General features: G+C 70.2%; 23 protein-coding genes. 12 read left to right on the top strand and 11 right to left on the bottom strand.

All coding sequences use genetic code 11. The features are described from left to right. Positions 1-196: 196 nt before the first annotated feature. On the top strand, positions 197-1,273 hold the full coding sequence (locus FRZ03_RS33015; RefSeq protein ID WP_146468742.1) for a metallophosphoesterase: 1,077 nt from the start codon (positions 197-199) through the stop codon (positions 1,271-1,273). 182 nt (positions 1,274-1,455) lie between these two features. Continuing rightward, entirely contained in the window at positions 1,456-2,280 is an 825-nt protein-coding gene (locus FRZ03_RS33010) for a hypothetical protein (RefSeq protein WP_146468741.1), read from the top strand. A 100-nt stretch (positions 2,281-2,380) separates the two neighbouring features. Here the strand turns inward: FRZ03_RS33010 and thiC are convergent, their stop codons facing one another. Further along, the gene (gene thiC / locus FRZ03_RS33005) at positions 2,381-4,165 is read right to left on the bottom strand and encodes a phosphomethylpyrimidine synthase ThiC (protein WP_146468740.1); all 1,785 of its coding nucleotides are present in this window, start codon (positions 4,163-4,165) and stop codon (positions 2,381-2,383) included. Between the two features lie 242 nt (positions 4,166-4,407). On the opposite strand from thiC, the gene FRZ03_RS33000 reads away from it, so the two are divergent. Next, entirely contained in the window at positions 4,408-5,820 is a 1,413-nt protein-coding gene (locus tag FRZ03_RS33000) for a YibE/F family protein (RefSeq protein ID WP_186785751.1), read from the top strand. A gap of 109 nt (positions 5,821-5,929) precedes the next feature. On the opposite strand, the gene FRZ03_RS32995 is transcribed toward FRZ03_RS33000, so the two are convergent. The 4 genes from FRZ03_RS32995 to FRZ03_RS32980 form a co-directional block, all read right to left on the bottom strand. Next, on the bottom strand, positions 5,930-6,367 hold the full coding sequence (locus FRZ03_RS32995; protein WP_070028813.1) for an SsgA family sporulation/cell division regulator: 438 nt from the start codon (positions 6,365-6,367) through the stop codon (positions 5,930-5,932). A 98-nt stretch (positions 6,368-6,465) separates the two neighbouring features. Next, positions 6,466-7,236, bottom strand: a complete 771-nt coding sequence (locus tag FRZ03_RS32990; protein WP_261399441.1) for an IclR family transcriptional regulator — start codon at positions 7,234-7,236, stop codon at positions 6,466-6,468. Positions 7,237-7,526: 290 nt separating this feature from the next. Beyond that, positions 7,527-7,739: a DUF5326 family protein gene (locus tag FRZ03_RS32985; RefSeq protein WP_046418730.1), complete on the bottom strand. Its 213-nt coding sequence runs from the start codon at positions 7,737-7,739 to the stop codon at positions 7,527-7,529. A 146-nt stretch (positions 7,740-7,885) separates the two neighbouring features. Beyond that, a complete protein-coding gene (locus tag FRZ03_RS32980) occupies positions 7,886-8,203 on the bottom strand; it encodes a cupin domain-containing protein (RefSeq protein WP_146468739.1) in 318 nt (105 codons plus the stop codon). A gap of 59 nt (positions 8,204-8,262) precedes the next feature. Between FRZ03_RS32980 and FRZ03_RS32975 the strand changes: the two genes are divergently transcribed. The 6 genes from FRZ03_RS32975 (at position 8,263) to FRZ03_RS32950 (ending at position 13,050) form a co-directional block, all read left to right on the top strand. Beyond that, complete coding sequence (locus FRZ03_RS32975; RefSeq protein ID WP_146468738.1) at positions 8,263-8,640, top strand: phage holin family protein; 378 nt, start codon at positions 8,263-8,265, stop codon at positions 8,638-8,640. A gap of 7 nt (positions 8,641-8,647) precedes the next feature. Further along, positions 8,648-9,175: a low molecular weight protein-tyrosine-phosphatase gene (locus tag FRZ03_RS32970; RefSeq protein ID WP_146468737.1), complete on the top strand. Its 528-nt coding sequence runs from the start codon at positions 8,648-8,650 to the stop codon at positions 9,173-9,175. After that, complete coding sequence (locus FRZ03_RS32965) at positions 9,172-10,320, top strand: cystathionine gamma-lyase (RefSeq protein ID WP_146468736.1); 1,149 nt, start codon at positions 9,172-9,174, stop codon at positions 10,318-10,320. Before FRZ03_RS32970 ends, FRZ03_RS32965 begins: the two co-directional genes overlap by 4 nt. 209 nt (positions 10,321-10,529) lie before the next feature. After that, positions 10,530-11,435: a LysR family transcriptional regulator gene (locus FRZ03_RS32960; protein ID WP_146468735.1), complete on the top strand. Its 906-nt coding sequence runs from the start codon at positions 10,530-10,532 to the stop codon at positions 11,433-11,435. Positions 11,436-11,524: 89 nt separating this feature from the next. Beyond that, complete coding sequence (locus FRZ03_RS32955; RefSeq protein ID WP_146468734.1) at positions 11,525-12,007, top strand: NUDIX domain-containing protein; 483 nt, start codon at positions 11,525-11,527, stop codon at positions 12,005-12,007. A 176-nt stretch (positions 12,008-12,183) separates the two neighbouring features. After that, the gene (locus tag FRZ03_RS32950; protein ID WP_146468733.1) at positions 12,184-13,050 is read left to right on the top strand and encodes a GNAT family N-acetyltransferase; all 867 of its coding nucleotides are present in this window, start codon (positions 12,184-12,186) and stop codon (positions 13,048-13,050) included. Positions 13,051-13,119: 69 nt separating this feature from the next. Here the strand turns inward: FRZ03_RS32950 and FRZ03_RS32945 are convergent, their stop codons facing one another. Beyond that, positions 13,120-13,539 carry a GlcG/HbpS family heme-binding protein gene (locus tag FRZ03_RS32945; protein WP_146468732.1) on the bottom strand — a complete coding sequence of 140 codons (420 nt, stop codon included), beginning with the start codon at positions 13,537-13,539 and terminating at the stop codon, positions 13,120-13,122. Positions 13,540-13,605: 66 nt separating this feature from the next. Continuing rightward, the gene (locus FRZ03_RS32940) at positions 13,606-14,814 is read right to left on the bottom strand and encodes an MFS transporter (protein ID WP_146468731.1); all 1,209 of its coding nucleotides are present in this window, start codon (positions 14,812-14,814) and stop codon (positions 13,606-13,608) included. A 143-nt stretch (positions 14,815-14,957) separates the two neighbouring features. Here FRZ03_RS32940 and FRZ03_RS32935 point away from each other — a divergent pair, with 143 nt between their 5' ends. Both FRZ03_RS32935 and FRZ03_RS32930 read left to right on the top strand, forming a co-directional pair. Then, positions 14,958-15,416, top strand: coding sequence for a MarR family winged helix-turn-helix transcriptional regulator (locus tag FRZ03_RS32935; protein WP_146468730.1), 459 nt, complete (start codon positions 14,958-14,960; stop codon positions 15,414-15,416). Between the two features lie 9 nt (positions 15,417-15,425). Continuing rightward, entirely contained in the window at positions 15,426-15,878 is a 453-nt protein-coding gene (locus FRZ03_RS32930; protein WP_146468729.1) for a GNAT family N-acetyltransferase, read from the top strand. Between the two features lie 75 nt (positions 15,879-15,953). Here the strand turns inward: FRZ03_RS32930 and FRZ03_RS32925 are convergent, their stop codons facing one another. Next, positions 15,954-17,339 (bottom strand): serine hydrolase domain-containing protein, encoded by a 1,386-nt coding sequence (locus FRZ03_RS32925; protein ID WP_146468728.1) that lies wholly within the window; start codon positions 17,337-17,339, stop codon positions 15,954-15,956. Positions 17,340-17,415: 76 nt separating this feature from the next. Beyond that, a complete protein-coding gene (gene dnaB, locus FRZ03_RS32920; RefSeq protein ID WP_146468727.1) occupies positions 17,416-18,894 on the bottom strand; it encodes a replicative DNA helicase in 1,479 nt (492 codons plus the stop codon). Between the two features lie 482 nt (positions 18,895-19,376). On the opposite strand from dnaB, the gene FRZ03_RS32915 reads away from it, so the two are divergent. After that, positions 19,377-20,714, top strand: a complete 1,338-nt coding sequence (locus FRZ03_RS32915; RefSeq protein ID WP_146468726.1) for an MATE family efflux transporter — start codon at positions 19,377-19,379, stop codon at positions 20,712-20,714. Positions 20,715-20,832: 118 nt separating this feature from the next. On the opposite strand, the gene rplI is transcribed toward FRZ03_RS32915, so the two are convergent. Together rplI and rpsR are read right to left on the bottom strand one after the other, a co-directional pair. Continuing rightward, positions 20,833-21,279 (bottom strand): 50S ribosomal protein L9, encoded by a 447-nt coding sequence (gene rplI / locus FRZ03_RS32910; protein ID WP_070028829.1) that lies wholly within the window; start codon positions 21,277-21,279, stop codon positions 20,833-20,835. An 18-nt stretch (positions 21,280-21,297) separates the two neighbouring features. Further along, entirely contained in the window at positions 21,298-21,534 is a 237-nt protein-coding gene (rpsR, locus tag FRZ03_RS32905) for a 30S ribosomal protein S18 (protein ID WP_003949403.1), read from the bottom strand. Positions 21,535-21,585: the final 51 nt, after the last annotated feature.

Raw genomic sequence — 21,585 nt, 5'->3', positions numbered from 1 at the left:
CGGTCCCCGGACCGCCGGCGAACATCTGCCCAAACCGGGCGAAAGCGGTGGTGCGGTGGAGCCTTGTTCCGATTCACCACCCCTGGGTCATCACATGGCGCGACGCGCATTCCTATGATGGGCCCACGACACCGCGGACCGCTGCGACCAGGCAGTCCGAAGCGGTGCAGATGCGGCGCGATGGTGGAGGGGTCTGATGACTCAGGGGGCCGGTCAGGGACCCGAGGTGGAGCGGACGGCGACGCTGCGCGACTTCCGGGTACCCGCGTACGTCCACGAGACCGGTCCGTACGTCCAGCAGGACCAGCAGGACGACACCGCCCCGCCCGCCGAGTCGTACCCCGAGGGGTACACGCCCACCCAGCGCGATCTGCCCGTCATCAACCGCGGCGACACGCTCCAGGTCCCCGTCGATCCGGCGTTCGCCGCCGCGGCCCCGCAGCCCGCGGCCGGCCCCGGCCCGCTGTTCGTCGTCGGCGACGTCCACGGCTACCTCGACGAACTGATGACCGCCCTGCGGGAACAGGGCCTCGTCGACGAGGCGGGCCAGTGGTGCGCCGGCACCACCCGGCTGTGGTTCCTCGGCGACTTCACCGACCGGGGCCCGGACGGCATCGGCGTCATCGACCTGGTGATGCGGCTGTCCGCCGAGGCGGCCGCGGCCGGCGGCTACTGCAAGGCCCTCATGGGCAACCACGAACTGCTTCTGCTCGGCGCCAAGCGATTCGGCGACACGCCCGTCAACTCTGGCGCGGGCACGGCCACCTTCCAGGCGGCCTGGCTGCTCAACGGCGGCCAGAAGACCGACATGGACCGCCTCCAGGACCACCATCTCCAGTGGATGGCCCGCCTGGACGCCGTCGAGGAGGTCGACGGCTATCTGCTGGTGCACTCCGACACCACCGCCTACCTGGACTTCGGCGACTCGATCGAGGCCGTCAACGACAACGTCCGCGAGACGCTCACCCGCAACGACGCGGACGAGTGCTGGGACCTGTTCCGCAAGTTCACCAAGCGCTTCTCCTTCCGCGACGAGGGCGGCGCCGACGCCGTGCGCACCCTGCTCGACACCTACGGCGGCAGCCGGATCGTGCACGGCCACAGCCCCATCCCCTACCTCCTGGGCGAGGTCGGCTCCGAGGACGACGAGGAGGGCAGCGGCCCGGTCGTCGAGGGACCGCATGTCTACGCCGACGGACTCGCCATCGCGATGGACGGCGGAGTGACCATGGCCGGAAAGCTGCTGGTCCGGCAACTCCCCCTGGAGCACTGACCGTTCCTCCGGCGGGACTTCCTCCCGCGGGGTCCACGCAGGCCGGGAGGCAATTTCCGGCAATCCCCTGTCACCACGCGCCGTCGCGGCTCTACCATCGGCTTATCCGTAGCAGGCTCCCCTCCGTTTCTGCCCGACGGCTCGCCGGTGTGCGAGCCCCAAGCCCTACGGAGCATCGGGGGATGCACATGAACAGCCTTCCGCAGCACCTGCGGAGCGAGGACCGCCAGGAATTCGAGCGGCTCCTCGACGAGGTTCTGCGCTCCGCACCACACCGAGCGGAACTGGCCGCCGCCGGACAGCGGCTCAGCCCCGCCCAACTGCGCACCATGGCCATCGACGCCTCCGCGCTCATCACGTCGGCCGCGGCCGACGAGTACGCGCACTACGTACGGATACGCGACGCACTGCGCCGCCCCGAACCGCCCGCCCCCACGGCCACGGACGACTCCGGCCCCACCGGTACGGACCCGGCCGCCGGGCCCCACGGGGCGGGTGCCGTCGCGGTCGTCGCCGTTCTGGCACCCCTCCTCTCCGCCACCGCGGCGGCGATATTCCTGCTCATCGGCTACATCCTGAGAAGCCTGGACTCCGGACAGCCGTTGGCCGGCACCATGCTCACCGCCGGCTGGGTGTTCGGGGCCCTGACCGTGGCCGCGCTCCTCGTCGCCGCCGCCGGACTGCTGCTCACCGCGCTGCGCAACGGCACCTCGCCCGAGTCCCGGGCCCGTGACGCCGCCGCCGAGGAAGTGGCCGGCGCCAGAGCCGCCTGGCAGGACGCCCTGCTGGAGCGTGGCATCCTGCCGTTCCTGCGGGAGGCACTCGGCGAACCAGGGCCGACCGCACCGCACCGCACGGCCGCTCCGCGCGACCGTATGCCCCGGCTGGGCTACGACCGTCCCGGCTTCAGCAGCCCCGGCGACGGCGTCCGCACCGACCGCCCCCGCTTCACCAGCCCCGACTACACCAGTCCCGACTACGGCGGCCCGGAGCACCAGCCGGACTGACCCCCGCCGAGCGGCCACACCGCAGCCGGCCGGCCGCACCCGCCGTCCACCGAGCCGATACCGGCCGGCCCGCTGGAACGGCGAGTCCAGCCTGCCCTGCTCAGTCCGCGACCGGCAGATACACCCGGTTCCCCGAGGCCGCGAACTCCGCCGACTTCAGCGCCATCCCCTCCTCGATCTCCGCCCGGCTGCCGCCGTGCTCGCGGCGGATGTCCTGCGAGATCTTCATGCTGCAGAACTTCGGACCGCACATCGAGCAGAAGTGCGCCGTCTTGGCGGGCTCGGCCGGCAGGGTCTCGTCGTGGAACTCGCGGGCCGTGTCCGGGTCGAGGGCCAGGTTGAACTGGTCCTCCCACCGGAACTCGAAGCGCGCGTCCGACAGCGCGTCGTCCCACTCCTGCGCGCCCGGGTGCCCCTTGGCGAGGTCGGCCGCATGGGCGGCGATCTTGTAGGTGATGACGCCGGTCTTGACGTCGTCCCGATTGGGCAGGCCCAGGTGCTCCTTGGGCGTGACGTAGCAGAGCATCGCCGTGCCCCACCAGGCGATCATCGCGGCGCCGATGCCGGAGGTGATGTGGTCGTACGCCGGCGCGATGTCCGTGGTCAGCGGGCCGAGCGTATAGAACGGAGCTTCATCGCAGATCTCCTGCTGAAGGTCGATGTTCTCCCTGATCTTGTGCATCGGGACGTGCCCGGGGCCCTCGATCATCGTCTGTACGTTCAAACGCCTGGCGATCCGCCCGAGTTCCCCGAGCGTGCGCAGTTCCGCGAGCTGTGCCTCGTCGTTGGCGTCGGCGATGGAGCCGGGCCGCAGACCGTCGCCCAGCGAGTACGTGACGTCGTAGGCGGCGAGGATCTCGCAGAGTTCCTCGAAGTTCTCGTAGAGGAACGACTCCTTGTGGTGTGCCAGGCACCACGCGGCCATGATGGAGCCGCCACGCGAGACGATGCCGGTCTTGCGGTTGGCCGTGAGCGGCACGAACGGCAGCCGCACACCCGCGTGGACCGTCATGTAGTCAACGCCCTGCTCGGCCTGCTCGATGACCGTGTCCTTGTAGATCTCCCAGGTCAGTTCCTCGGCCCTGCCGTCGACCTTCTCCAGGGCCTGGTAGAGCGGCACCGTGCCGATGGGAACGGGGGAGTTGCGCAGCACCCACTCACGGGTGGTGTGGATGTTGCGGCCGGTGGAGAGGTCCATGACCGTGTCGGCGCCCCAGCGGGTCGCCCAGGTCATCTTCTCCACCTCCTCCTCGATGGACGAGGTCACCGCGGAGTTGCCGATGTTGGCGTTCACCTTCACCAGGAACCGCTTGCCGATGATCATCGGCTCGATCTCCGGGTGATTGACGTTGGCCGGCAGCACCGCGCGGCCCGCGGCGATCTCCTCGCGGACCACCTCGGGGGAGACGTTCTCCCGGAGGGCCACGAACTCCATCTCGGGGGTGATCTCCCCCCGGCGCGCATACGCGAGCTGCGTCACCGCCTGTCCGTCGCGGCCCCGCCGGGGCTGACGGGGGCGTCCCGGGAAGACCGCGTCGAGGTTGCGCAGCCCGCCGCGCGGCGACGTGTGCTTGATTCCGTCGTCCTCGGGGCGGACGGGACGGCCCGCGTACTCCTCGGTGTCGCCGCGGGCGATGATCCAGTTCTCCCGCAGCGGCGTCAGGCCCCTGCGGACATCGGTGTCGACGTGCGGATCGGTGTACGGGCCCGACGTGTCGTACAGAGTGACCGACTGCCCGTTGGTGAGGTGCACCTGACGGACCGGCACGCGCAGATCGGGGCGCGAGCCCGCGACATACGCCTTGTGCCAGCCGATGGACTTCCCGGCCTCCTCGGACATGTCGTCCTGGGCGGAGGCAGGCGTGCGTGCGTCCTTGTTGGTCATGAGACCTACTCCCTACGCCGGCATTACCCGGTAACAGGTTCGGCGGTCGACGCAGCGGTTTCCGTCGGTCCGACGCCTCCCGTGGAACATCGCTCGTTCCACGTGAAACATCGCGTCTACGGAGGTCAGCGCCCTCTCAGCCCGGTGCTCCGAGCTCCCGCGTGTGCAAAGGTGCCTCCACGCTAGCGCCATCGATGGCGCGATGAACAGTGGGCCTCCCCGGTTCTTGCGATGATCTGGCGATGACCAGGATGGAGCAGCACCCGCACCAGCCGCCCGGCCCGCGCCGGCCCGACGGCTCGGACGACCTGACCCCTGACCAGCCGCACGGTCACGCCCATGCCTCCCACGGTCACAGCCACAGCCACGGCCATGGGCCCGCCGCGCCCGTGTCCCGGCAACTGCGCAAGGTGATCGCGGCGGTCCTGGTTCCGTTCGCCGCGGCGGTGGTCGTCGGTCTGGTGGTGCTCTGGCCCGGTGGCGCCCCCTCCCACAAGCACAGCGGCGTCGGTTTCGACCGGCAGACCCAACAGGCCACCGTCACCCGGGTGGTGGAAGTCGACTGCGCCTCGGTGAACGCCTCGGGCGGTGCTCCGGCCGCCGACCCCTCCTCCACCGGCGGCGGCTCCCCGATGGGACAGCGGTCCGGCGGCACCTGCAAGAAGGCGACCATCCGGGTCGACACCGGCAAGGACAAGGGCCGTACGTTCACCGAGATCGTGCAGCCCGACCAGCTCAGGCAGCTGCACCAGGGCGAGCAGGTAGTGGCCGCCTACGAGCCGACCGCGCCGAAGAACCTCCAGTATTCGGTGACCGATGTGAACCGCGCGTTCCCGATGGCGCTGCTCGCGGGCATCTTCGCGCTCGCCGTCGTGGTGGTGGGCCGGATGCGCGGTGTCATGGCCCTCGTCGCCCTCGCCGTGAGCTTCCTGGTGCTCAACCAGTTCATCCTCCCCGCGATCCTCCAGGGCTCCAACCCGCTGCTCGTGGCGGTCGTCGGGTCGAGCGCCATCATGCTGATCGCCCTGTACATGTGCCACGGTCTGTCGGCCCGTACGTCGGTGGCCGTGCTCGGCACCCTGATCTCGCTGTCGCTGATCGGCCTGCTCGGGGCGCAGTTCATCGGCTGGGCGGCGCTCACCGGCAACACCGACGACAGCACCGGTCTGATCCACGGGCTCTATCCGAAGATCGACATGAGCGGTCTGCTGCTGGCCGGGGTCATCATCGGCTCGCTCGGCGTCCTGGACGATGTGACGGTGACCCAGACGTCGGCCGTGTGGGAGCTGCACGAGGCCAATCCCTCGATGGGCCCGCGCGGCCTGTACCGGGCGGCCATCCGCATCGGCCGCGATCACATCGCGTCCGTCGTCAACACGCTCGTGCTCGCCTACGCCGGCGCCGCGCTGCCGTTGCTGCTGCTGTTCTCCATCGCCCAGAGCGGCGTGGGGACGGTGGCCAACAGCGAGCTGGTGGCCGAGGAGATCGTGCGCACCCTGGTGGGCTCCATCGGCCTGGTGGCCTCGGTGCCGGTCACCACCGCGCTGGCCGCCCTGGTGGTGGGCTCCGACCGGCGCGGGCCGGGCGCCGGGGCCCTCGCGGGCGGCCGGCCCGCTCCGGCACGGGGCGGCCGGGGCCGGCGCCGCAAGCGGTGAGCCGGATCGGGGCCCCGGCGCCGAGGGCGCCGCTCGGCGTCCTGCGCAGAAGCGTTACTGCTCTGTTCCGTGCGACACGGCGGAGCGGCGACGCCCCGTCTCGCGACGGTCAGCCCGCGCTCTGCTCCTCGGCCAGGATGCGGTCCAGCGCCTCGTCGAGATGCGCGTCGAAATCGGCCAGCGCACCCTCCTGGCCGAGCGGCACCAGCTTGTCCGTACGGTCGAGGAAGGCGACGAGCGGCGACGCAGACGAGCGGAACAGGGCCTGGTCGCAGCCGACCTGAAGCCTGATCAGCACCTCGCCCAGCACCTCGGCCTCGACGGGGGAGATGCGCACATCACCCTCCCCGCACGGCCGTCCTACGCCGTCGATCAGCAACTCCCGCCCGAAGACCCAGGTGACCGGGGCGTCGCCGGGCAGATGGAAGGTGAGCCGCACGGCATAGGGATCGCCGGTCTCGTAGCGCAACTCCACCGGAATGCGGAAGGAGAGCTCCTCCGAGACGAGAAAGCTCATCATGACCTCTGCCTGTACGGACTCGCGCATCGCCTACCCCGTCGTATGACATCGACTGGCCGGGTTTGATCCCTCTGACCGTGGTAAATCTTGCTGAAAGTACACAGCAGATCACAAGGAGTAAGATTTCAGATACTGATAGAAAGCGTGAGTGACCCGATCTGGCGGCCGATCTCCGTTTGCAGCCGGTGGGCCGCGGGCAGCAGCCGGTCGGCCTGGTGGACCGGGAGCGAGAAGGCCACGGTGGCCGCGGTCGTGCCGACGGTGATGGGGACCGCCGCGCAGACCGTGCCGAGCGCGTACTCCTGGCGCTCCACCACCGGCTCCATGCGCCGCACCCGGGCCAGCCGCCGCAGCAGGGCGTCGCTGTCGCGCACGGTGGACGGGGTGAGGGCCTGTACCGGGTAGCGCGCGAGGTGGTCGCGCCGGGCGCCCTCGTCCAGCTGGGAGAGCAGGCACTGGCCGAGGGCGTGCGCATGCCCGGTCTCGCGGAAGTCGGCCCACTCCTCGGCCGCGGGGGCCTCCCGGGAGTCGGAGACGCACAGGACGTCGATCTCGCCGTCCCGGTACATCGCGTAGTACATCGGCGCACCGATGGAATCACGCCAGTGTGCGAGCGTGTCCGCGACCCTGCAGCGACGATTCTCCCGGGCTCCGTTGCTGCTCAGCCGCTCGGCCGCGTCACCGAGGAAGAACAGCCCCTTCTCCCGGCGCAGATAGCCCTCGTGCACCAGCGTGCGCAGCAGGTGGTAGGCGGTGGGCAGGGCCAGGCCGGTCGCGCGGGCGAGCTGCTTGGCGGGGGCGCCGTAGGGATGGGCGGCGACCGTCTCCAGCAGCCGCATGGCGCGCTGCACGGAGCCGATGAGGGTCGCGGCGGCCGGCTGCGATGCGACGGCCATGCCGGACGGCCGCCGCGGGGAAGAGGTGCGGGGGCGCGGCTGGGCGGGGAGTGTGCGGGTTTCTGCCGGTGCGGTGTCGACCGTGGCCAAGGGTTACTCCGGAAGCGCGAGGGGGCAGGCCGTGCGGGAGCGGGGAGCACGGTTGGGGGTCTGCGCCACCCACGGGGCCGGTCCCCGTGGGGAGTTCCGGACTCTAACCGCCTGCCACCGCGTACAGACGGGCTCACGGGGAAACTTCCCTCCCCCGAGGGAACCGGCACCCCCTCACCGGTCACCGGCTCCCCCGTCGTTCACCAGTCGCCGTGCGAGGAGGAGTTCGACATGAACTTGCGCACGATGTAGATCAGTCCGCCGACCAGGGCCACGAAGACCAGGGCCTTGAACAGCAGGCCGATCACGAAACCGACGACGCTCGCTATCAGCCCGCCGAAGACGACCAGGGCGATGACCGGCACCGCGACCCACTTCACCCACCACGGCAGTCCCGCGAAGATCCCTCGCATGGCCCTCGTCCTTCTCGTCTCGTGCGTACATCTCGTACGGTCCCGATGTCCTGCGTTCGATGCTAGGGCCGTCCGAGGGGCGCGCGGGGGCCCCGCGGCCCTTGTCCTCCCCTGAACCGTCCCCTAGGGAACCCGGAGGTCCGCTCTCACGCCTCGGGCGGAGAGAAGACGACGAGCACCCTCAGATCCTCGCTGATGTGGTGGAACTTGTGGGCGACACCGGCGGGCACGTACACGACGCTGCCCCGTGCCACCTCGGTCGTCTCCAGGCCCACGGTGATCGACGCCCGGCCGCTGACGACGAAGTACACCTCGTCCTGGTTGTGCGGCTTCTGCGGATCGTGCTCGCCCGCGTCGAGGGCGTAGAGGCCGACCGACATGTTCCGCTCGCGCAGAAACTGAAGATAGGCACCCTCGTTGGCGGCACGTTCCGCCTCCAGTTCGTCCAGCCGGAATGCCTTCATCTGCGTTGCCGCCCTCGCCTCACTGCTCGCTTCCGATCGGGTCTGCCACGATCAGACACATGAAGAATTTCGTAGTCAAGACGATCGCGAACGCGGGAGCCCTCGCGGTGGCCGTATGGCTCCTGGACAAGATCACCTTGACCGGTGACGGCACCGCGAAGAAAGCCGGGACGCTGATCGTCGTCGCACTGATCTTCGGTCTGGTGAACTGGCTGGTCAAGCCCATCCTGAAGGTGCTCACCTTCCCGCTGTTCATTCTGACGCTGGGCCTGATCACGCTTGTCGTCAACGCGCTGATGCTGCTGCTGACCTCGTGGGTGTGCGGCAAGCTCCAGCTGAGCTTCCATGTGGAGGGGTTCTGGACGGCCGTCCTCGGCGGACTGATCATCTCGGTCGTCTCCTGGGCCCTGCACATGATCCTGCCGGACGAGGACTGAGCGCCCCATGACCTATCGCGTCTGCTTCGTGTGCACCGGCAACATCTGCCGTTCCCCGATGGCCGAGTACGTCTTCCGCGCGCGGGTGGCGGAGGCCGGGCTGGAGGAGCTGGTGGAGATCGACAGCGCCGGCACCGGCGGCTGGCACGAGGGCGAGGCCGCCGACCCGCGCACCGTAGCCGTCCTGCACGAGCACGGCTACGACTGCGACCACGTCGCGCGCCAGTTCCAGCCGTCGTGGTTCGCCCGCCTCGACCTCGTGATCGCCCTGGACGCGGGACACCTCAGGGCCCTGCGCCGGCTCGCGCCCACCGAGGCGGACGCGCGCAAGGTCCGGCTGCTGCGTGCGTACGCCCACGTCCCGCCCGGATCCGCCGCGCCGGACGAGCCCCCTGCGGGCGACGAGGCCCTCGACGTGCCCGACCCGTACTACGGCGGCCTGGAGGGTTTCGAGGAGTGCCTTGAGATGGTGGAGGAGGCGAGCACCGGTCTGCTCGCCGCCGTACGGGAACACCTGGAGGGACGGGCGGCATGAGCGCGACTGGTACGAGCGAAGACCCCGTGGGCGACGGCACGCGCGCGGTCCGGGCCGGGTTGCCCGAGCCGGTCAAACACGAGCCGACCCTGCCCGGCCCCGTCTTCGCGGCGCACTTCCATCTGCCGGGCGAGGTGTCGGGGCCGTACTCCTACGGCCGTGACGACAACCCGACCTGGACGCTGCTGGAGAACGCCATCGGCGAGCTGGAGGCGCCCGGGCGGGCGGACGTCGAGACGCTGGTGTTCGCCTCCGGCATGGCGGCGATCTCCGCCGTGCTCTTCTCCCAGGTGCGCGCCGGGGACGCGGTGGTGCTGCCGTCCGACGGCTACCAGGCGCTGCCGCTGGTCCGCGCCCAGCTGGAGGCGTACGGCGTCGAGGTGCGCACCGCCCCGACCGGACGGGACGCCCAGCTGGAGGTGCTGGAGGGCGCGCGGCTGCTGTGGATCGAGTCGCCGTCGAACCCCGGGCTCGATGTGTGCGACATCCGGCGTCTGGCGGTGGCGGCCCATGCCCAGGGCACCCTGGTGGCCGTCGACAACACCCTGGCCACCCCGCTCGGCCAGCGCCCGCTGGCCCTGGGGGCCGACTTCGCGGTGGCCAGCGGCACCAAGCAGCTCACCGGGCACGGGGACGTCCTCCTGGGGTACGTGGCCGGGCGCGACGCCGAGGTGATGGCCGCCGTACGGCGCTGGCGCAAGATCGTCGGGGCGATCCCCGGTCCCATGGAATCCTGGCTCGCGCACCGGTCCATCGCCACGCTCCAGTTGCGAGTCGACCGGCAGAACGCCACCGCCCTCGCCGTCGCCGAGGCTCTGCGGCAGCGGCCGGAGGTGTCGGGCCTGCGGTACCCGGGGCTGCCCGGCGACCCCGCGCACACGGTCGCCTCCCGGCAGATGCGCCGCTACGGCTGTGTGGTGTCGTTCACGCTGTCCACACGCGCGCGTGCCGAACGTTTCCTCGCCGCCCTGCGCCTGGTGGAGGACGCGACGAGCTTCGGCGGGGTGCGCTCCACGGCCGAGCGCCGTGCCCGCTGGGGCGGGGACGCGGTACCGGAGGGCTTCATCCGGATGTCGGTCGGCGCCGAGGACCCCGAGGACCTGGTGGCGGACATCCTGCGCGCCCTGGACGAGTCGGCGGACTGAGCCGGCGTCCGCCGGAGAAACGGGACGGCGGTCCGAGCCTCCCCCCTCTTGGCTCGGACCGCCGGCGGTTCCGCTTGCGAAGAACCGTGTGAACAAGGCTAGTTGACTCTCTGTCAGTGTCCAATCACGCTGATGACAGGGGGGTATCGACTTTTTTATCGTTGAGGGCTGCCGGGGCCGAAGAAGGCGAGGGCAGGGAGGGGCTTGTCATGGATCTGGCCTTGCTGCGCACCTTTGTCACCGTGCACCGGGCCGGTTCCTTCACCCGTGCCGCGGCGCTGCTCGGTCTTTCCCAACCCGCCGTCACCTCGCAGATCCGCACACTGGAACGGCAGTTGGGCAGGCCTCTCTTCCTCCGCCAGGCGCGCGGTGTCACCCCGACCAGCATCGGCGACGAACTCGCCCACAAGGCCGCGCCCCACCTCGACGCGCTGGTGGAGATAGCCGAGAGCCGGCTGGAGGACGAGTCCTCGCGAAGAACGCTGCATCTGGCCGGCCCGCCGGAGTTCATCGCCGAACGGGCCTTGCCCGCCCTCACGGAGCTGACCGGCGACGACCGCAGGGGCTTCGCGCTGCGGGCCTCTTTCGGTACCACGGAGGAGGTTCTGGAAGGTCTGGCGGCCGGGCACCACGATCTGGCCATCAGCACCGCCAGGCCGCGTGGCGCCCTGTTCACCGCGACCGCGCTCTGCGACGAGGAGCATGTGCTGGTCGCCGCTCCCCGGTGGTCGGAGCGCATCGACCCGGACGCGTTACGGCTGAAGGGCGCGCCCGCGCTCCAGGACCTTCCCCTGATCGAGATCCATGAGTCGCTGCCGTTCGTCTCCCGCTACTGGGCCTCCGTCTTCGACACCCGCCCGGCCGCCCCCGGCACGGTCGTCGTCCCCGATCTGCGGGCGGTGCTCGCCTGTGCGATCGCGGGCGCGGGTCTGGCCGTACTGCCCCGGTATCTCTGCGCACCGGCCCTCGACGGGGGCGCGCTCGTCGCTCTGCACGACCCGGTGGTGCCGCCACTGCGCACTTACTTCCTGGTGGTCCGCGCGGGCACGCTCGCCCTGCCGTCCGTGGCCCGGGCCCACGAATGCCTGCTGAGAGCGGCCGCGCGCTGGTGCTGAGGCCCCTGGCAGGCAATGCCAACGCCATGCGGTCGTCCGACGCCGCTTTGCGATGTTTCACGTGGAACCAGCCGGGCCACATTTCTCCCATGACCGTCCGACCCGTGGTCAAGCGCACCGCCCGCGCCGTTCTCCTGGACGGTGACGACCTGATCCTGATCAAGCGCACCAAGCCAGGCGTCGATCCCTACTGGGTGACCCCCGGTGGCGGGGTCGAGCCCGGGGACTCGACCGTCGTGGACGCCCTGCACCGAGAGGTGTACGAGGAACTGGGCGCCAAGATTTCCGATGTGGTGCCGTGCTTCGTGGACACCGTGGAGCACATCGGTGAGGACGGGGGCGCGACCGGCGTGAAGGTGCAGCACTTCTTCGTCTGCCGGCTGGAGTCCATGGACCCGTCCCTGCGCCATGGCCCGGAGGTGGACGAGCCGGCCGGTGAGTACGAGATCGTCCGCATCCCGTTCACTCGGGTCGGTATCGCCTCCGTCCATCTCGTTCCGCTGTCGCTGCGGCACTATCTGGACGGCAATATCGAGGGCGTACGGGCCATGCACGCTCCCGATCTGGGGTAGCGAGTCGTCTGCGGCCGGCCATGGCGAGACGATGTTTCACGTGAAACACTCCCGGTCGGCCGCGTGCCGCCAGGCTGTCCGCGGACTGTACGTACGGCTACGACATGACCAAAAGCGCGTGCGTCCGCATCGAAACGGGTGGACGCCGGGGGTCTGCTTCGGACAGCCTGACGTGCGTGCCAACTCCTTCCCTCGACGCTCTGCCCATTCGCCGTCTGACGCTTCGCGATCTCACCGCCTGCGCCGACCTGTCCGAGGACCGGGGGTGGCCACGCGAGGAACACAAGTGGGGCTTCCTCCTCACGGCAGGACGGGGCTTCGGCATCGATGACCCCCAGGGCGGCCTCGTCGCCGCCTGCGTCCTCACCGAGTACGGAACCTGGGAGCGGCCGGAACTCGGCGCCGTCGGCATGGTCCTGGTCGCCGAGCGTCATGCTCGCCGCGGCGTCGGACGCCGCTTGATGCGGCATGTGCTGTCGGTCATGGACGGAACGCCGCTGACCTTGTACGCCACGGAGAACGGCCGCCCGCTCTACGAGGAGCTGGGCTTCAAGGTGACGGGACGGGCGGAGATGCTCATGGGCCGCTTCACTCCCGGCGGGCCGGAGCCGGAGGTGCCGACACGTGCCGCCACCGCGGAGGACCTGGCCGGGATTTTGCGGCTGGACGAGGAGGTGTTCGGCGCCGACCGGACGCCCCTCATCGCCCGGCTGCCCGCCTTCGCGGACCAGCTCCGGGTGGCGGAGGTGGACGGCCGGATCATCGGTTACGCGGCCGCGTGGCCGAACATGGACACCCATGTCGTCGGCCCGCTGATCGCCCGGGACACGGAGACCGCCCGGGCGCTCATCGCCTCCCTGGCGGCCGATACGGATCGTCCGCTGCGTACCGACATCGACGTACGCCATGAGGAGCTGCTGTCGTGGGCCGGGGCGCGGGGCCTGGCGTCCGTGGCGTCCAACTCGGTGATGACGTACGGCATCACCGAACTGCCCGGTGACTGGACGCGCCGGTTCGCCCCGCTGACGGTGGCCGCCGGCTGAACCCCTGTGGGACATGGACAGGCCCCGCCGCTGGGAGCGGCGGGGCCTGTGATCGTCCGGGACGTGCGATCAGGCGAGGGCCCGCACGGCCGCGGTGGCGAAGCCGTGGTCCTGCTCGGGTGCCCCGCCACCGACGCCGACCGCGCCGATCAGCCGGCCGTCCCGGTGGACGGGGACGCCGCCCGCGATGAACAGCAGCGGCCGGTCGAGGGCCGTGGGCAGCGTGTGGAAGAGGCCGCCCGGCTGGACGGCGCCGACCAGGTCGGCGGTGGGGGCGTTCAGCTGGAGCGCGGTGTAGGCCTTGCGCGTGCTGGTCTCGCCGGAGATCAGCACGGCCCGGTCGTCCCGGCGGAAGGCGAGCAGGTGACCGCCCGCGTCGAGAACGGTGACGCTGACGGTGACGCCCGCCTCCTCGGCCGCACGGCGGGCCGTGGCGACCAGCAGCTCGGCGTCCTCGATGGTGAGCGGGGCGACGGCGGTGGTGGTCATGGACGTGTCTCCTCGGGTGGTGCGATGGGGGCCGCACCGGGGTCGGCGCGGGTGACGGTGGGTGGCTCAGTGGCGGGCGGCGGCGTGTCGGCCGCTGGGGGTGCTGGAGGCGGCCACGGCGCCCCGGGCGGTGTCCCGGCGCTCCAGGACGGCCGAGAGGACGGCGAGGACCAGGGCGGCCGCGGCGAGCACGGCACCGACCCAGTTGGGGGCGGTGTAGCCGAAGCCGGCCGAGATCACCAGGCCACCGAGCCAGGCGGAGAGCGCGTTGCCCAGGTTGAAGGCGCCGATGTTCACCGCCGAGGCGAGCGTGGGCGCGCCGTGCGCCTGGTCGAGGACGCGCTTCTGCAGCGGCGGAACGGTGGCGAAGCCGAGGGCGCCGATGAGGGCGATGGTCACGGCGGCCGCGATCTTGTTGTGGGCGGTCAGCGTGAACAGGGCGAGGACGATGGCCAGGGCGCCCAGCGAGACGTACAGCATCGGCATCAGGGCGCGGTCGGCGAACTTGCCGCCGACGAGGTTGCCACCGACCATGCCGAGGCCGAACAGGACCAGCAGCCAGGTGACCGAGCCGTCGGCGAAGCCGGCGATGTGGGTCATCATCGGCGCGATGTAGGTGATGGCCGCGAAGACACCGCCGAAACCGAGGACGGTCATCGCCATGGCGAGCAGGACCTGGGCGTTCTTGAACGCGGCCAGCTCGTGCCGCAGGTGCACGCCCTCGGGGCGGGGCAGCTCGGGCACCAGCTTGGCGACGCCCGCGAGGCCGATCACGCCGAGCGCGGCAACGATCGCGAAGGTGACGCGCCAGCCGACGTGCTGGCCGATCAGGGTGCCCAGCGGGACTCCGACGACATTGGCGACCGTCAGACCGGTGAACATCATGGCGATGGCGCCGGCCTTCTTCTGGGGTGCGACCAGTTCGGCCGCCACCACCGAGCCGATGCCGAAGAAGGCTCCGTGGGCGAGCGAGGCGACCACGCGGCCGATCAGCATGACCGCGAAGACGGGGGCCAGCGCGGACAGCAGGTTGCCGGCGATGAAGAGGCCCATCAGCAGCATCAGCATCCGCTTGCGCGGGACCTTGGTGCCCAGCACGGTCATCAGCGGGGCGCCGATGACCACGCCGAGCGCGTAGCCGGTCACCAGCAGGCCGGCCGTGGGGATGGAGACCCCGAAATCGCCCGCGACCTCGGGCAGCAAACCCATGATCACGAACTCGGTGGTGCCGATTCCGAAGGCCCCGATCGCGAGGGCCAGAAGCGCGAGAGGCATGTGGGGGTACACCTTCCCAGTCGGTTGCATGAGCGCTTTGCGTTCCATCACGATAATTGCAGACGCTGGCTAAATGCAAGAGCGGGCAATCACGGCATTGGGCTATCCTTGAGGCAGCCGCTCCGGGACGGAGGAACACGCCAATGACAGCGACGGACCCCGCGCTCACCGCCCTCGCTCAGGGCTGGTGCGCCCTCTCTGCGCTGCACGGGAAGATCGAGGCGCACATCGAGCGCGCCCTCCAGGCGCAGCACGACCTCAGCGTGCGCGAGTACTCACTGCTCGATGTACTGAGCCGACAGCACGACGGCGAGGGCGGGCATCTCCAGATGAAGCAGGTCGCCGACGCGGTCGTGCTCAGCCAGAGCGCCACCACCCGTCTGGTGACCCGCCTGGAGGACCGCGGCCTGTTGGAGCGCTATCTGTGCCCCACCGACCGGCGCGGCATCTACACCAATGTCACCGAGGCCGGCCTGCGGCTGCTGGAGAAGGCGCGCCCCACCAATGACGCCGCCCTGCGTGAGGCCCTGGACAAGGCCTCGGAGAACCCTCAACTGGCCCCGCTGGTGAAGGTCGTGGAGTCGCTGAACGTGCCCGCGTAGGGTGCGGGCATGGGAGATCTTGAGATACGGGCGGCGACCGCCGACGACCTTCCGGCGATCATCGGCATGCTCGCCGACGATCCGCTGGGCGCGCAGCGGGAGTCGCCCGACGATCCCGCGCCGTACCAGGCGGCGCTGAAGCGGCTGGATGCGGATCCGAACCAGCATCTTGTCGTCGCCGTGCGCGACGGCCGGGTGATCGGGACCCTCCAGCTCACCACCATCCCCGGTCTTTCCCACCGGGGTGCGACGCGTGGGCTCATCGAGGCCGTGCGCATCCATGCCGATGAACGCGGCAGCGGTCTGGGCACCGAGTTGATCCAGTGGGCCGTCGACACGGCCCGGCGGCTCGACTGCCGGATGGTGCAGCTGACGTCCGACAAGTCCCGCCCCGACGCCCACCGCTTCTACGAGCGGCTCGGGTTCACCGCCTCGCACGAAGGCTTCAAGCTGCGCCTGTGACGGCTTTCGCCCCGCTCGGAGCGGAGAGGGGCCCCGCGTTTCACGTGAAACGCGGGGCCCCTCTGCGCCGACGGGTCAGTCGAGGCCCCGCCAGCCCTCCGGGTCCACGCCGCCGGGCACCGGGGCCTCGGGGTCGTACGGCTGCCGGGTGAACACGAACGAGCCGAGGTCGAGATGGCTCAGGGAGCCGTCCGGCCGCCGCACGGGCCGCAGGAGCTCACCGGCGTAGTAGTCCTCGAGTCCTGTCCAGGTGCCGTCGCCGTTCGGGCGGAAGCGGGAGCCGCGGCCGCCGCCGGTCAGAGGAGCGAGCGAGAGAAGACCATCGGCCGTCACCCGCAGCCCGAAGGCACCGGTCCCCCAGTACCACTGTCCGGCCAGTTCCAGAGCCGCCGGGTCGACCTCACGCAGCGGGCGCCAGGGCTCGGGGATCCTCGGCTCCGCCTCGGCGACGATCCGCAGGAGATCGGCGCCCACCGTCCCCAGCGACGGCCCGCTGGTGCAGTTGGTGAGCACCACCGCGGCCAGGTCGTCCTCCACGCTGATGGTGAGGTTGGCCAGGAAGCCGGGCAGCGAACCGGAGTGGCCGACCAGCAGCCGCCCGTCGCGGGTGGTGAGCTGCATACCGAGGCCGTAACTGACCCCGTCCACCACATCGGGGGCCTCGGCCGGCGCCGCCGGGGTCCGCATCTCCAGCACCGACTCCGCACTCAGCACCCGCTCGTCCCCATGGGCGAGAAAGACCGCGAACCGCGCCAGGTCCCCCGTGGTCGACCACAGCTGTCCGGCGGACGCCATGCGGCCGAGGTCCTCCGCCGGCTCCGGCAGCAGCGCGTCGGCCCACGGATGCACCGCCCAGCCGCCCGCGTGCGGGGCCTGCGGCTGAGCACTGGTGCGGTGCAGGCCCAGCGGTTCGAGGATCTCCCGGCGCAGCACCTCCTCCCAGGGGGCGCCACGCAGCTCCTCCACCAGCGCGCCGAGCAGCGTGTAGCCGGTGTTGGAGTAGTGGTGCAGCCGGCCCGCGGGGTGCAGCAGGGGCTGCTCGCCGAGTACGTCGCTCAGCTCGGGCCGCAGTGAGCCCGGCGTCCGCTCCCACCAGGGCCCGGGGGACTCGGCCGCCACCCCGGCCGTGTGCGCGAGCAGCTGGGCGATCGTGGCCTCTCCCACGGCGGTGCCCGGCAGATGCTTCTCCAGCGGATCACCGAGGTCGAGCACGCCCTCGTCGCGCAGTCGCATCACCAGCACGGCCGTGAAGGTCTTGGTGATGGACCCGATCCGGTACTGCACGTTCTCGTCCGGCGCGTGCCCCTCCACCGAGCTGCGCGCCCCGTGCCATACGGTCCGCCCGTCGCGCACCACGGCGGCGACCAGCGACGGCGTCCGCCCTTCGCGCTGGGCGACGGCGATCCTGTGCAGCAATGCGCGCTGCGTCCCCGGGAGCAGCGCGTCCTGTGAACTCGTCATCCCCCCAGTCCATCTGCTGGAACGCCGTGCGTCGAATTCATTTCCGGCGCGGAGGCACCGGGGGCATGGAGTCCGGTCAGGTCTGCGCCATGTCCACGAAGCGGGAGTAGTGGCCCTGGAAGGCCACCGTGATGGTGGCCGTGGGTCCATTTCGGTGCTTGGCGACGATCAGGTCGGCCTCGCCCGCACGCGGTGACTCCTTCTCGTAGGCGTCCTCGCGGTGCAGCAGGATGACCATGTCGGCGTCCTGCTCGATGGAGCCGGACTCACGCAGGTCGGAGACCATCGGCTTCTTGTCGGTGCGCTGCTCGGGACCACGGTTGAGCTGAGACAGCGCGATGACCGGGATCTCCAGTTCCTTGGCGAGCAGCTTGAGGTTACGGGACATGTCCGAGACCTCCTGCTGACGGCTCTCGGCGCGCTTGGAACCGCCGGACTGCATCAGCTGGAGGTAGTCGATGACGACGAGCTTCAGGTCGTTGCGCTGCTTGAGCCGGCGGCACTTGGCCCGGATCTCCATCATCGACAGGTTCGGGGAGTCGTCGATGTAGAGCGGGGCGGCCGAGACGTCCGGCATACGGCGGGCGAGCCGGGTCCAGTCCTCGTCGGTCATCGTGCCGGAGCGCATGTGGTGCAGGGCCACCCTGGCCTCGGCGGACAGCAGACGCATCGCGATCTCGTTGCGGCCCATCTCGAGCGAGAAGATGACGCTCGGCAGGTTGTGCTTGATGGCCGCGGCCCGCGCGAAGTCCAGCGCGAGCGTCGACTTGCCCATGGCGGGACGGGCCGCGATGACGATCATCTGACCGGGGTGCAGGCCGTTGGTGAGCGAGTCGAAGTCGGTGAAGCCGGTGGGCACGCCCGTCATCTCGCCGCTGCGCGAACCGATCGCCTCGATCTCGTCGAGGGCGCCCTCCATGATGTCGCCCAGCGGCAGGTAGTCCTCGCTGGTGCGCTGCTCGGTGACGGCGTAGATCTCGGCCTGGGCGCTGTTGACGATCTCGTCCACGTCACCGTCGGCCGCGTATCCCATCTGGGTGATGCGCGTCCCGGCCTCGACCAGACGGCGCAGGACCGCGCGCTCGTGGACGATCTCCGCGTAGTACTCGGCGTTGGCCGCCGTCGGCACGGTCTGGACCAGGCTGTGCAGATACGCGGCGCCGCCGACCTTGTTGATCTCACCGCGCTTGGTGAGCTCGGCGGCGATGGTGATCGGGTCGGCCGGCTCGCCCTTGGCGTAGACGTCCAGGATCGCCTGGTAGATCGTCTCGTGCGCGGGCTTGTAGAAGTCGTGTCCCTTGAGGATCTCCACGACGTCGGCGATGGCGTCCTTGGACAGCAGCATGCCGCCCAGCACCGACTGCTCGGCGTCGAGGTCCTGCGGGGGCACCCGCTCGAAGGCGGAGCCGCCGCCGTCCCAGGAAGCGTTGTCCCGGCCCCGGTCGTGCTGCTCGTCACGGCCCCGGCCGCCGTCGGGACGCCGACGGGAGGCCGGCAGACGATCACTGGGCCCGCTGTCCGCCCACGGATCGTCCAAGGGCTCGGAAATACTCACCGAGCCACCTCCTCCCGTCCGCGCGGCGGACCTCGCCGTGGCCTCTGTTCTACGGCACGACACTGACAAATCGAGAGGCCCGACTCCGCTTCTGGCGCGTCGGTTCATGCCGGTTCCCGGGCCTCGGAGAGAACGGCTTCCGGGTCCGGGAGAAGGAGCGGGCGCCGGACCACGGTAGGCCCGTCGGCAGCGTCAGCCAATCTGGTTATCCACAGGCCATGTGGACGACCGGCCCGATGCTGTGGAGAACTCGCCGAAACCTGTGCACGACCCGGTGGACAGCCCTGTGAACAAGCCCTCGCCCTCGACAGCAACACCTCTCTGACCTGCGAGTTCGACATCCACCGGCTGTGCAGAAGAAAAAGTTTCCCGGTCGGGCCAAGATCGCTTCGAACGGTGCGCGAAACGAAGGGAGTCGAGATCACAAGTAAGGGGCAATCGACAATTGCATCTCTTACCTGTGGACGATTACATTAGCGCCCATGACCCAGGCTCCCGAGATCCCCGAGGCCACCCGACGACGGCACGACCGAGAGATCGTCGCGCTGGCCGTCCCGGCCTTCGGCGCCCTCGTCGCCGAGCCGCTCTTCGTCATGGTAGACAGCGCGATCGTCGGCCATCTCGGCACCGCTCAGCTCGCCGGTCTCGGCGTCGCCTCCGCCCTGCTCACCACCGCCGTGAGCGTGTTCGTCTTCCTCGCCTACGCCACCACGGCGGCCGTGGCCCGCCGCACGGGCGCGGGTGACCTCCAGGGTGCCATCCGCCAAGGCATGGACGGCATCTGGCTGGCGCTGCTGCTCGGGAGCGCCGTCATCGCCGTCGTTTTTCCCCTGGCCCCCGGCATCTTGGATCTCTTCGGCGCCTCCTCCACAGCCGCCCCGTACGCGACGACGTATCTGCGCATCTCCTCCCTGGGTATCCCGGCCATGCTCATGGTGCTCGCCGCCACCGGAGTGCTGCGCGGCCTCCAGGACACCAGGACCCCGCTCTATGTCGCCGTCGCCGGCTTCATCGCCAATGCCGTTCTCAACGCGAGCCTGGTCTACGGCGCCGGGCTGGGCATCGCCGGCTCGGCCTGGGGCACGGTCATCGCGCAGTGCGGGATGGCGGCCGTCTATCTGGCCGTGGTCGTGCGCGGCGCCCGTCGGCACGGGGCCTCGCTCCGCCCGGACGCGGCCGGTATCCGCGCCTCGGCGCAGGCCGGCGTACCGCTGCTGGTCCGCACCCTCTCGCTGCGCGCCATCCTCATGATCGCCACCGCGGTCGCGGCCCGACTCGGGGATGCCGACATAGCCGCCCACCAGATCATCCTGTCCTTGTGGAATCTGCTCGCCTTCGCACTGGACGCGATCGCCATCGCGGGGCAGGCCATCATCGGCCGTTACCTCGGTGCGAGCGATGCGGAGGGTGCCGGTGAGGCCTGCCGGCGGATGGTCCGGTGGGGCATCGCGACCGGGGTCGTACTCGGGCTGCTCGTGGTGGCCACGCGGCCGCTCTTCCTCCCGCTGTTCACCGGCGATGCGGTGGTCAAGGACGCGGCGCTGCCCGCTCTGCTGATGGTGGCGCTGTCCCAGCCCATCTGCGGAATCGTCTTCGTCCTGGACGGAGTCCTGATGGGCGCGGGCGACGGGCCCTATCTGGCCTGGGCCATGCTGCTGACTCTGGCCGTGTTCGTGCCGGTGGCCCTGCTCGTCCCGGCGCTCGGTGGCGGACTGACCGCGCTGTGGGCCGCGATGACGCTGATGATGACCACCCGCATGGCGACCCTGTGGTGGCGCAGCCGCTCGGGCCGCTGGATCGTGACGGGCGCGACCCGCTGACCGTTTCACGTGAAACATCGCCCTCGCGCCCTTCGCTCGAGGACATCACGCAAAGGAGAAGGGCCGCACCCGCGATGGGTACGGCCCCTCTCTCAGCTGCTCAGACCGAGCACGGCGGTCAGCCCGCGACGACCTCGATGTTGACCTTGGCGGCCACCTCGGGGTGCAGACGCACGGACGTCTCGTGGGCGCCCAGGGTCTTGATCGGAGCGGACAGCTCCACACGGCGCTTGTCGACCTCGGGGCCACCGGAAGCCTTGATCGCGGACGCGATGTCGGCCGGGGTGACGGAACCGAAGAGACGGCCGGAGTCGCCGGAGCGAACGGCCAGGCGGACCTTCACGCCTTCGAGCTGGGCCTTGATCTGGTTGGCCTGCTCGATGGTCTGAATCTCGTGGATCTTGCGAGCACGACGGATCTGCTCGACGTCCTTCTCGCCACCCTTGGTCCAGCGGATAGCGAACTTCCGCGGGATCAGGTAGTTGCGAGCGTAGCCGTCCTTGACGTCGACAACGTCGCCGGCGGCACCGAGGCCGGACACCTCGTGGGTGAGGATGATCTTCATGAGTCGGTCACCCTTCCCTTAGCGCGCGGTGGACGTGTAGGGCAGCAGCGCCATCTCACGGCTGTTCTTCACGGCCGTGGCGACGTCACGCTGGTGCTGAGTGCAGTTGCCGGTCACGCGGCGGGCACGGATCTTGCCACGGTCGGAAATGAACTTCCGCAGCATGTTCGTGTCCTTGTAGTCCACGTACGTGACCTTGTCCTTGCAGAAAGCGCAGACCTTCTTCTTCGGCTTGCGCACAGGCGGCTTCGCCATGGTGTTTCTCCTGTGTGATCAAGAAGTGTGGATACGAGCCCTAGAAGGGAG

This window comes from Streptomyces misionensis (assembly GCF_007896895.1).
Lineage (GTDB): Bacteria > Actinomycetota > Actinomycetes > Streptomycetales > Streptomycetaceae > Streptomyces > Streptomyces misionensis_A.
This window is presented reverse-complemented; position numbering and strand designations above follow the sequence as displayed.